At 59.9% G+C, this 10573-nt stretch carries 9 protein-coding genes and 2 pseudogenes; 7 read left to right on the top strand and 4 right to left on the bottom strand.

What is annotated here, in order from left to right; genetic code table 11:
• The 3 genes from tnpC to tnpA form a co-directional block, all read right to left on the bottom strand.
• Window positions 1-863, bottom strand: an 863-nt coding sequence (gene tnpC / locus ACOI1H_RS21030) for an IS66 family transposase (protein ID WP_422439930.1), incomplete at its 3' end; no start/stop codon positions are given.
• A 78-nt stretch (window positions 864-941) separates the two neighbouring features.
• Window positions 942-1289, bottom strand: coding sequence for an IS66 family insertion sequence element accessory protein TnpB (gene tnpB / locus ACOI1H_RS21035; protein WP_422439931.1), 348 nt, complete (start codon window positions 1287-1289; stop codon window positions 942-944).
• Entirely contained in the window at window positions 1286-1681 is a 396-nt protein-coding gene (gene tnpA / locus ACOI1H_RS21040; RefSeq protein WP_422439933.1) for an IS66-like element accessory protein TnpA, read from the bottom strand. Before tnpA ends, tnpB begins: the two co-directional genes overlap by 4 nt.
• 158 nt (window positions 1682-1839) lie before the next feature.
• Between tnpA and ACOI1H_RS21045 the strand changes: the two are divergent.
• Window positions 1840-2084: pseudogene (locus tag ACOI1H_RS21045) on the top strand (IS3 family transposase); the annotation flags it as partial.
• A 210-nt stretch (window positions 2085-2294) separates the two neighbouring features.
• Window positions 2295-2546: a transposase gene (locus ACOI1H_RS21050; RefSeq protein ID WP_422439935.1), complete on the top strand. Its 252-nt coding sequence runs from the start codon at window positions 2295-2297 to the stop codon at window positions 2544-2546.
• A gap of 180 nt (window positions 2547-2726) precedes the next feature.
• Here the strand turns inward: ACOI1H_RS21050 and ACOI1H_RS21055 are convergent.
• Window positions 2727-3530: pseudogene (locus ACOI1H_RS21055) on the bottom strand (phytoene desaturase family protein); the annotation flags it as partial.
• Between the two features lie 113 nt (window positions 3531-3643).
• Between ACOI1H_RS21055 and ACOI1H_RS21060 the strand changes: the two are divergent.
• Genes ACOI1H_RS21060 through ACOI1H_RS21080 form a run of 5 tightly spaced genes read left to right on the top strand, consistent with a single transcriptional unit; the run spans window position 3644 to window position 10162 of the window.
• Window positions 3644-4435 carry a cyclase family protein gene (locus tag ACOI1H_RS21060; protein WP_422439937.1) on the top strand — a complete coding sequence of 264 codons (792 nt, stop codon included), beginning with the start codon at window positions 3644-3646 and terminating at the stop codon, window positions 4433-4435.
• A 23-nt stretch (window positions 4436-4458) separates the two neighbouring features.
• Window positions 4459-6000, top strand: coding sequence for a phytoene desaturase family protein (locus ACOI1H_RS21065; protein ID WP_422439944.1), 1542 nt, complete (start codon window positions 4459-4461; stop codon window positions 5998-6000).
• Window positions 5997-6476 carry a MarR family winged helix-turn-helix transcriptional regulator gene (locus ACOI1H_RS21070; RefSeq protein WP_422439939.1) on the top strand — a complete coding sequence of 160 codons (480 nt, stop codon included), beginning with the start codon at window positions 5997-5999 and terminating at the stop codon, window positions 6474-6476. The genes ACOI1H_RS21065 and ACOI1H_RS21070 overlap by 4 nt, the downstream gene beginning before the upstream one ends.
• Window positions 6477-6485: 9 nt before the next feature.
• Window positions 6486-8636: a thiamine pyrophosphate-dependent enzyme gene (locus ACOI1H_RS21075; protein WP_422439940.1), complete on the top strand. Its 2151-nt coding sequence runs from the start codon at window positions 6486-6488 to the stop codon at window positions 8634-8636.
• Window positions 8633-10162 carry an indolepyruvate oxidoreductase subunit beta family protein gene (locus ACOI1H_RS21080; RefSeq protein ID WP_422439942.1) on the top strand — a complete coding sequence of 510 codons (1530 nt, stop codon included), beginning with the start codon at window positions 8633-8635 and terminating at the stop codon, window positions 10160-10162. The genes ACOI1H_RS21075 and ACOI1H_RS21080 overlap by 4 nt, the downstream gene beginning before the upstream one ends.
• The last annotated feature ends 411 nt before the right edge of the window (window positions 10163-10573 follow it).

Genomic DNA, 10573 nt, shown 5'->3' on the forward strand with positions numbered 1-10573 from the left:
TGATCGACACTGAACTGATACCAGGCGCAGGGTGGTGCTGCCCCGCACCACGGGCGTTCGTCCCGGACATAACTCCAGAGCCGGGCCGTTTTGGTCTTTGTTGTGTTGGCGCGCACCTGCAGCTTTACAGGGGTATCGTCTGCAAACAGGGCGGGCCCCGCCCGGACCAGTTTGCCGATGTATTCGGCCAGAGGCTCCAGCAGAGACGTTGTGCGCCCGACCCAGTCGCTGAGCGTGGAGCGGTGCAAATCAATCCCTTCGCGGGGGTAGATCTTGCACTGCCGCTCAAGCGGCAAGTGATCACAATATTTGCCGATCAGCATGTGCGCCACGAGGCCGGGCCCGGGCCGCCCACGTTCGATCAGGCGCGAGGGCAACGGGGCCTGAGCAAAGGCTTCACAGCAGGTGCAGGCCATGCGGGGACGGATGATGCGGCGCACCACGAAGTGACCGGGGATATAATCCAGCTCTTGGGTGATATCCTCGCCCACCTGACGCAGGGTGCCGCCGCATCCAGCACATGCCTCACCGGGCGACAGGACCTCATCCTGCCGATCGAGATGATCTGGCAGCGGCTTGCGGCTGTGCTGGCGCTTGTTGGGTGGGGCCTCTTCATCTCCAGCCGACTGCCCGGTGAGTTGATCCGCTGCAGCCTGCGCGATCTCGTCATCTTCCGACAGATCCAGCGCCAGTTGGTCTATGCCCTCTGACTTCGCGCCAAAGCGTGCCTTGCGATGGCCGTGAAGCTCGGCTTTCAGCTTCTCGATCTGGTAGGCCTGAGACTGGATATGCTGGAGCATTTGCTCGCTGACAGAGCGCAGCTCGTCAGGGTCTTCAGGCAGGGATTTGAAGGCATCCAGCATAGGACAACCTATACCAGATTGCCCCATGGCAGGGAACGTAAAACAGCGTCAGAACCCATGTTTTGTTGGGATTTATCCCTATCCCGCGACCAGTGGTCGCCAGGTTTTTTGTGGGGTCCTCCAGTCGATTCCTTCGAGCAACATCGACACTTGTGATGGGCTCAGGCTGACTTTGCCTTCCTTGGCAGCAGGCCAGACAAACCGACCCCGTTCCAGCCGTTTTGTAAACAGGCAGGCCCCCTGAGTATCCCACCAGATGATCTTCAAAAGATCACCCCGGCGACCACGGAAGACAAACATGTGGCCCGAATATGGATCCTCGGCCAAAACCTGTTCAGCCTGTGCCGCCAGCGTATTGAAACCGCGCCGCATGTCCGTGACGCCGGCGGCCAGCCAAACCCGCGTGTTGCTTGGCACGGGGATCATTGCGTCAGCCCCGCGACCATCGCCACGATCGCCGACAGCGCGGTGGGACCCTCCACCAAAATGCGCCGGCCATCCGACAACGTGATGTCAATGCGCTGCGCGGCGAAAGGGTGGCCCGGAGCTGGCGAAGAAGGCTCCGCCATCGGCACCGTCGCGCCGCCCGTGATCTCGATCGGGAAAAACGTCGCAGCTTCCGGCCCGGCGACTTCTGTCACCTCAACCTCTGGCGCAAATTGAGGATCGCGCAGCCACGTATGGATCAGGTTGGTGTTCATCGCATAGCGCCGCGCCACCTGAGCAACTGACACGCCCGGCACGCGCGCCTGCGTGCAGATCAGCAGCTTCTCTTCATCTGACCAGAACCGCCGCTTCTGACCCTTCTTCCCCGCCATCACTCACCACAAGATGTCCATTATCGATGATGGACATCTAGCAGACACTCCATCCAGTCGTCAGAGCGGGACAACCGGACGGATACTTTCTATATGGGGCGTTCGAAGTATGGACGCAAGCACTGCACGGCAGGGTATCGCGCAGCGATGTCCCGAGAGTGGATGCATCCATGATCAGCCAGATGAAGCGCTTGGAGGACGAGAACCGCCGGCTGAAGCGCATGTTTGCCAATCTGAGCATGCAGGCTGATCTTTTGAAGGAAGTCTTTGCAAAAAAGTGACTGGGCCGTCTCAGCGTTGCGAGATGGCAGCCAAGGCAGTGAAACATCGAGGGGTCAGCATCGCACTCGCGTGCCAAGCGTTCAGTGTCAGCGAGACGTGGTATCGTTACAGTCCGTTGCTCAGCGTGCGTATTCCGGAACATCCGCCCACCTATTCCGACAACATGCGCCCACTTGTTCCGGGGTATTCGCCCACCTGTGACGCGTTGCCGTGAGGCAGCGTGTTTTGGGTGGTAACCGCTCCGTTGTGACCGCCTGCCTGATTTCCGGATGCTTTGCTAAGAGACGTACTTAACGACGTCCTTTGCGACGTGTCTTAGGTGGGGTCGGCGATGCGTGGTGAGATACTTGGGTTTGAGCGTCGGCGGCGCTGGAGCGATGAGGAGAAGCTCAGGATCGTCATGTCGCTGGGCTGCGATGAGGCGACGGTCACGCAGGTGGCGCAGCGCCACGAGATCATGCGGCAGCAAATCTATGCCTGGCGTCACGAGATGAAGCAGAAGGGGCTGTGGTCACCGGATGGTGGTGCACTCTTTCTTCCTTTCGATATTTCCACGTATGACGTTCCCGCCACCGCGGATTGAACCGCGCCGGGTTTTTTGGAGACTTGAAACCTGAGAAGGATGAGAGTCATGGAAAAGAGTAAGGTGGCCAACCGCTATTCACCGGATGTCCGTGCCCGCGCGGTGCGGATGGTGCTGGAACATCACGGCCTTGGAGGCGGTGATGATGCGGCCATCCTTCAGCGTGATGCCGGTGGCGCGCCCGGTTGTATGGTTGATCGCGGTGACGGGGGAATCGCAAATGACGCGTCCGCCACGGGATTCGATGAGCGACACCATAGAGCGGGTCACGGTATCCGCGCCGCCCTGACCCAGTACCATTCCAAAGGCTTGGCCGGCCATTGCTTCGAGATAGGGAAAGACCGCACCGCCCGCGATGTCGGGGGCGAAATCCAGGTGCATACCCCAAGCGGCCAGCGTGGCCTTGATATGGTCGCTCTCAAACGTCTGGTCGAGCCATGCGCGCGGCGATTGAACCAGAAACTGCGCCAGATCCAGTGCGCCGCCGGTGCCGCGTTTGCGCAGGATCTTCCAGCCTAAAGATGTAAATGCACGCAAAGTCATCGGCGCGCCAAGAACTGCAAAGATCGATTCAGCCTGCGCCGGGAACATTTCGGTCAATTGCGCCCATGCGGCGGCATCGGCATGGGAAAAGGCGGCAACGCGTTCTGTGGTCAGGGCGGCATCGGCTGAGACGCCAAACCATTTGCCATCGGGAAACACAGAGGCGAAGGGATGTGATGTCGGGGCAAAGGCAAGGCCGTGCTTGGCCAAATCGTTGGCGTTTTCTGTGTGAAAGGCTGATCCGGCAAAGAGTGACAGATTCATTGCAGCCCAGTCATGGCGAAAACCCGGCAGGGTATATTCGCCTGTTTTGACAGCACCGCCCGCTGTGTCCGCCTGCTCATAGACAGCCACCCGCCAGCCGCGTTTTGCCAGATGGCTGGCACACGCCAGACTGTTATGCCCCGCGCCTATAAATACGGCATCCCAACTGTCTTTCATGCGGCTCCCTATGCGTTCTGCTGCATAGATAATTGCAAATGCATATTACGGTGTCTACAGTTTCGTGACAAACATCGCGGAATCGATGCCGCGTGAGGAACAGGGAGATTAAAATGAATGCATCCGAAAATCTGACTATTTTTGCCGGCATGCTGGCATCCGGCGGTGTAGCGGTTGTTGATTGCTCCGGCGTGTTGGGGCCGGACACGCCCATCTTGCAGCTGCCGCCGGCCTTTGCGAAAAACACGCCCAAGGTCGAGATTCACAAGATCTCGGAATATGACAATGACGGCCCGTTTTTTGCGTGGAACTGGATGGTGCTGGGGGAGCATTCGGGTACCCATTTTGATGCGCCGCACCACTGGATCACCGGTAAGGATTATCCGGATGGGTTCACTGACTCGCTGGATGTGCAGCGGCTGGTGGCGCCGGTCAATGTGATCGACTGTTCTGCCCAAAGCGCTGAGGACGAGGATTTTTTGCTGACCGCTGCGCATATCAAGGCGTGGGAGCAAGAGCACGGAGAGATCGGGCAGAATGAATGGGTTGTGATGCGCACCGACTGGGACAAGCGTGTGGATGATGAGGACAAGTTCCTGAATGCGGATGAGACCGGCCCGCACAGCCCCGGACCGACACCGGATGCGATCGAATATCTGTTATCCAAGGGCATTGTGGGCTGGGGCACGCAGTGCATCGGGACGGATGCGGGGCAGGCAGGTGGGATGGAGCCGCCTTATCCGGCGCATAACATGCTGCACCGCAACAACTGTTTCGGTTTGGCATCGCTGGCCAATCTGGACAAACTGCCCGCCAAGGGCGCTATCCTGATCGCGGCCCCTCTGAAGATCCAGCGTGGCACTGGATCACCGATCCGCGCGCTGGCGCTGGTTGCCAAGGGCTGATTGCTGTGGCGGCGCTGGATCATGTGATCGTCGGCTCGGGCATCAATGCACTGGTTGCTGCGGCGATGCTGGCGCGCAAAGGCGACAAGGTTCTCGTGCTGGAGCGCGAGGACCGGATCGGCGGTTGCATGGCCACTGCCGAGATCACCGTGCCGGGCTTTCATCACGATGTGATGGCTGCCACATTTGTGCTGTTTCTGACCGGACCGGCGCATGCGGCGCTTGGCGAGGATCTGGCCAAATACGGGTTGGAGTTTTGCCACTCGCCGCACCCTACGGCCGTGCTGCGCCCGAATGGCCGTGCGCTGGTCTATAGCATGGAGCGCGATGCCAATGCCGCCACCTTCAATGCGCTGTCGCCGGGTGATGGTGACCAGATCCGTGCGGATATCAGCGGCGTGGAGCAGAATGCTGAGTTTCTTTTCTCGCTGCTGGGTCAACCGCTATGGTCGCGCGGCACCGCGCTGCTTTTGGCCAAGCAGGTTTGGAAGCGCGGGTTGAACAATACCAAAGCATGGTTCGGTCAGGCGCTGGAGCCTGCGCGCGGCTGGCTGGAAACACGCTATGCCTCTGCGGATGTACAGGCACTTTGGGCGCCTTGGGTGTTGCATGTAGGGCTGACCCCTGAGGCGAGTTATGGTGGCCATATGGTGCAGGTGATTGCCTTTGCGCTGGAAGCTGCGGGCGCGCCGGTTGTAAAAGGCGGATCAGCGCAGGCAGCGCAGGCATTTCGCGCATTGATCGAGGCGCATGGCGGAGATATCCGCACAGGTGAGGATGTTAAGCGCATTGTTATCGTGGATGGTAAGGCTGTTGGCGTCGAGACTGCATCGGGCCAGGTGATCCATGCAAAAACCGTGATCGCCAGCACCGCGCCCGGCCAGCTTTATGATGTGTTGCTGCAAGAACAACACAGCCCTGAAAACCCCAAAAAGTTCCGCCACGGGCGCGGAAATTTCCAACTGCATTACGCCTTTGATGCCCCGATTGACTGGGCGAGCGAGGGGTTGGACGATGTCGCCCTGATCCATCTAGCTGATGGGATTGATTCCGTATCGCGATCCTCCAATGAGGCCGAGCGCGGGATGTTGCCCGCCGTGCCGACCATCTGTGTGGGTCAGCCGCACCGACTGGATTCAAGCAGGTGCCCGCAGGGCAAGGCGGTGTTGTGGCTACAAATCCCCGATGCGCCGCGCGTGATCAAGGGTGATGCCGCGGGCGTTATAGAAACGCACAGTGCATGGACGGATAACATGCGCGAAGCCTTTGCCGACCGGATCGAGGCGATCCTGCGCAATCACATCCGCAATTTTGACGCGGCCAAGTTGGCGCGCCGGGCTTATTCGCCAGCCGATATGGAGGCGATGAACATCAATCTGGTGGGCGGTGACCCTTATGGCGGTGCCTGCGCGATGGACCAGTTCTTTGTCTGGCGGCCCTTTGGGGGGCAGGTAAACAATGCCACGCCGGTCAAGGGGCTTTACCATATCGGGGCGTCCACCCATCCCGGTCCGGGATTGGGCGGCGGATCGGGGCTGAACGTGGCGAGGGAGTTGGGCGCATGACCAAGCAAGACAGCGTGTCCGCACCATTGCCTCGTTTGGGTGAGATGGGGATGGAAAACTATGCGCCCTATCTGATGAACCGGATCATGGCGCGCTATAATGCTGCGCTGAAAGAAGAGATGGCGGCGCTTGGGCTGACCACGCCGCAGATGCGCGCCTTGGCGGTTCTGTCCGTGGTCAACGGCATTCTGATCCGCGAACTGGCGGTCTATGCTGTGGTGCCGCAAAGCACTTTGAGCCGCGCCCTTGATGCGCTGGTGCGTGACGGTCTGATCCGCCGAGAGACGGATGCAAGCGACAGCCGTGCCGTGCAGGTGTTTATCACCGATATGGGCCGCGAGGCCAATGACCGGCTGTGGCCACACATGGCACAGGCCAATGCGGCCATGTTCTGGGGCATCCCGGACGAGGAAAGAAGCGGTTTTACCCGCACCCTGCAAACGATGATGCGCAACATTCGCAAGCACAATTTCTAAGGACAGATCATGGCAGAAAGATCATTCAAAGCAGAAGTCGAACACCTGCGCAAAGGTGAGGGTGAAACGTTTACCGGCGAAGGTATTCTAGCGATTACCAAGGCACTGTTGGAATGCGGTGTCGGCTATGTCGGTGGCTATCAGGGCGCGCCGATTTCGCATCTGATGGATGTTCTGGCCGATGCCGAGGATCTGATGGGCGAACTGGGTGTACGCTTCGAGGCGAATGCCTCTGAGGCGGCGGCGGCAGCGATGCTGGCGGCCTCGGTGCATTATCCCATTCGCGGGGCGGTGACGTTTAAGGGGCCTGTCGGGGTCAATGTGGCGTCTGACGCGCTGGCCAATCTGTGCTCGTCCGGCGTGAACGGTGGCGCGTTGATTATTGTGGGCGAGGATTACGGCGAGGGATCGTCAATTATGCAAGAGCGTAGCCACGGCTTTGCGATGAAGTCACAGTTCTGGATGCTTGACCCGCGGCCGAACTTGCCCAGCATCGTCAAGGCCGTCAAGGACGGCTTTGAGTTGTCAGAGGCGTCGAACACGCCGGTGATGTTGATGATGCGGATAAGGTCGTGCCACGTCACCGGCAGCTTTGCCACCCGCGACAACAAGCGCCCGCCGCTGACCGTCTATGACGCCGTGGCCAACCCTCAGAGCGATTTTAACCGCGTTGTTCTGCCGCCTATGAGCTACCTGCATGAGCAGGACAAAATAAACTTGCGTTGGCCTGCCGCTGAGAAATTTGTCACGGATAACAAGCTGAACGAGATGTTCGGGCCTGAAAAGGATGATCTGGGCATCATCGTGCAGGGTGGCATGTATAACGGTTTGATCCGTGCGCTGCAGCGGTTGGGGCTAGCTGGAATTGACGGCACAACCGATATTCCGATTTACGTTTTGAACGTCACCTATCCCATCGTGCGTTCGGAATTTGAAGGGTTCTGTGAGGGCAAATCCCATGTGATGATCGTGGAGGAAGGCCAGCCCGACCATATCGAGCAGCAGTTGGGCAGTTTTCTTTACCGTTCGGGGGGCACGACCAAGCTGTACGGCAAGGACGTACTGCCGATGGCAGGGGAATATACCGGGCAGGTGATGCTGGACGGGATCACCGCCTTTTTGAAGGCCGCCGCTCCTGCGATGCTGCCGGGTCATGTGCGCGCACCGAATATGGATGCGCCAAAGATCCCTGATCTGAGCAAGACAGTTCCGATGCGCCCGCCGGGGTTTTGCACAGGGTGCCCGGAACGTCCGATCTTTGCGGCGATGAAGCTGACCGAACAGGAGCTGGGTAAGCACCAGATTACCGGCGATATCGGCTGCCATCTGTTCGGCTCGTTGCCGCCGTTTGAAATTGGCGGTGCGACGATGGGCTACGGGCTGGGTCCGGCGGCCAATGCGGCCTTTGATGGCGGCGGTGAGAAACGCGCCATTTCGATCCTTGGCGATGGCGGGTTCTGGCATAACGGGCTGAGCAGTTCGATCGGCAATATGGTGTTCAACAAGTCGGATTCGGTCGCGGTTATTGTGGATAACTACTATTCCGCCGCAACCGGCGGGCAGGATGTGATGTCCTCGCGTGCCAAGAATGAGACCAAATCTACGAATAACCCGATCTCGAAGGCGCTGAAAGGTGTGGGTGTCGAATGGGTGCGACAGGTGGATCACACCTATGACGTGACCAAGATGCGCGACGTGCTGCGTGAGGCGCTGACCACCGGCCACAAGGGGCCAAAGGTGATCGTGGCGTCATCTGAATGTATGCTGAACAAACAGCGCCGCGAAAAGCCGCTGCGCGCCAAGGCGATCAAGGAAGGGCGGCGCGTGGATGAGCCACGTTTCGGGGTGGATGCGGATGTTTGCACCGGCGATCACGCCTGCATGCGGCTGTCGGGCTGTCCGTCACTGTCGCTGAAGGTGTTAGATGATCCGTTGCGTGACGATCCCGTGGCGGCGATTGATCAAACCTGTGTGGGCTGTGGCAACTGCGGCGAGGTGGCCGATGCCGCAGTCCTGTGCCCGTCCTTCTATCAGGCGGATGTGGTGTATAACCCGGGCAAGTTTGAAGCGTGGCGCGCTGGAGTGCGGCGCAAGGTGATTGGCTGGTTGCAACAGCGGCGCGATGCGCGGCGGTTGCGCCTTGACGGGATAGCGGCATGAATTTTGTACTTCCTTCCCGGAATGCGGACACGCAGGCAGGTACGATCCTAAAGCTGGCAATCATGGCGGTCGGTGGACAGGGCGGCGGGGTTCTGGGGTCGTGGATCGAGGCGACAGCGCGCGCGCAGGGCTACGTGTGCCAGACCACGTCGGTGGCAGGGGTCGCGCAGCGCACCGGCTCGACCATCTATTACATCGAAATGGCCCCTGCGGGCACACGCGCGCCGGTGTTTGCGCTGGCGCCGTCTGCTGGTGACGTGGATGTCATGCTCGCGGCCGAGATGATGGAGGTGGGCCGTGCCGTGATGCGCGGTTTCGTTACCCCGGATCGGACAACGCTGATCGGCTCGACCCATCGTGCGCTGGCGGTCAGCGAAAAGACAGTGCCCGGTGATGGCATTGCCAACACACCCGAGGTTTACGCCGCCGCCGAACTGGCTGCGCAGCGGTTGATCCTTGCGGATATGGACCGGTTGGCCACAGATCAGGGATCGGTTATCTCGGCGTCCCTGTTCGGCGCTTTGGCAGGTTCCGAGGCGTTGCCGTTCCCGCGTGAGGCCTATGAGGATGCAATCCGCGCCTCAGACAAGGGTGTTGCAGCGTCATTGCGCGCGTTTGATGCAGGCTTCAGCGCTGCACGCAACGGGATCGCGGCACCTGAAAGGCAGGCCAAAGCCGCGCGGCGCAATATGACTGGACCGGCCGCCCAGATGCGCGATTGGGATGCGTTGGTGGCCCGCGTGCAATCCTTGCCCGGACCGGTGCAGGCGATGGCCGAAGCAGGATTGGCAAAGGTGGTGGATTTTCAGGATTGCACCTACGGCGCGCAGTATCTGGACCGCCTTGACGCTGTCGTGGCGCAAGACAGTGCAGAACAGCATTTCGAGCTAGGCACGGTTGCTGCCAAATATATCGCCAATGCCATGGCCTATGATGACATCATCCGCGTTGCAGATCTGAAAACGCGCGCAACCCGGACGGCGCGGATCGACTCTGAGATGGGCAAGACTGACGCCCATGTGCTGCGACTTACCGAGTATTTCCACCCGCGCGCCGAAGAAATCGCCGGGCTGCTGCCTGCGGGGCTGGGCGCGCGTATCCAGGCAAATCCCAAAAATATGGCGCGGCTGGACAAATGGTTTGGAAAAGGCCGGCGGCTGCGCACGGATTCGCTTCGCGCCTTTGTGATCCTGCATATTCTGGGCGGGCTGAAAGGCTACCGTTTGCGCACATACCGCCACCAGTCAGAGGTCGCGCATCTGGATCGGTGGCTGAAAAGCTGTGCCGCGCAGGTTCAATACGCGCTGAGGATCGAGATGGTCAGAAACAGGCGGCTGATCAAAGGCTATTCCGACACGCATTCGCGCAGCCTGACCAAGTTTGACCGCGTGATGGACATGGCCCCGCTGCTGGAAGGGCGCGCAGACGGCGCTGAATGGATGGCGCGCCTGCGCGAGGCTGCGCTGCAGGATCCGGACGGAAAGGCGCTTGAAGGTGCGATCAGGACGGTCAGAAGCTTTGTCTGACCAGCGTCTTTTATCCAGCAAACAGGGTTTCCATTATACTCCGAGTCCTGCGGAAGCCGAATTTGGTGACTTGACGGCTGGGTTTGGAACGATTCAGCTATGCCTATGATCCGCCCCGGCTTTCTTTCCTCAGCAGACCGTATCGAGCTTGAGGCTTGCGTGCGTCGCCAGCGCGAGGACCACGTGAGAACGGCGGTGCGAAAGTCGGCCACGGTAGCGGCGGGATGAGCCGTGGCATCAGCGCAAATGAAGATAGCTTTCATCGCATTTTACGAACGCCTGATACGTGAGTTGCAAGCTGTGAAGCCGTCTACTTTCCCGATGCGGTGCATCCGGAATGGCCGTGTCCCAACAGTTGGTGTAAGAGGCCGCGCGCGGAGCCTCTGGCGTAGCGCAGCGCGCGGCCGGCGG

Origin of the sequence: Loktanella sp. DJP18 (assembly GCF_049310965.1) — a bacterium.
Classification (GTDB): domain Bacteria; phylum Pseudomonadota; class Alphaproteobacteria; order Rhodobacterales; family Rhodobacteraceae; genus Loktanella.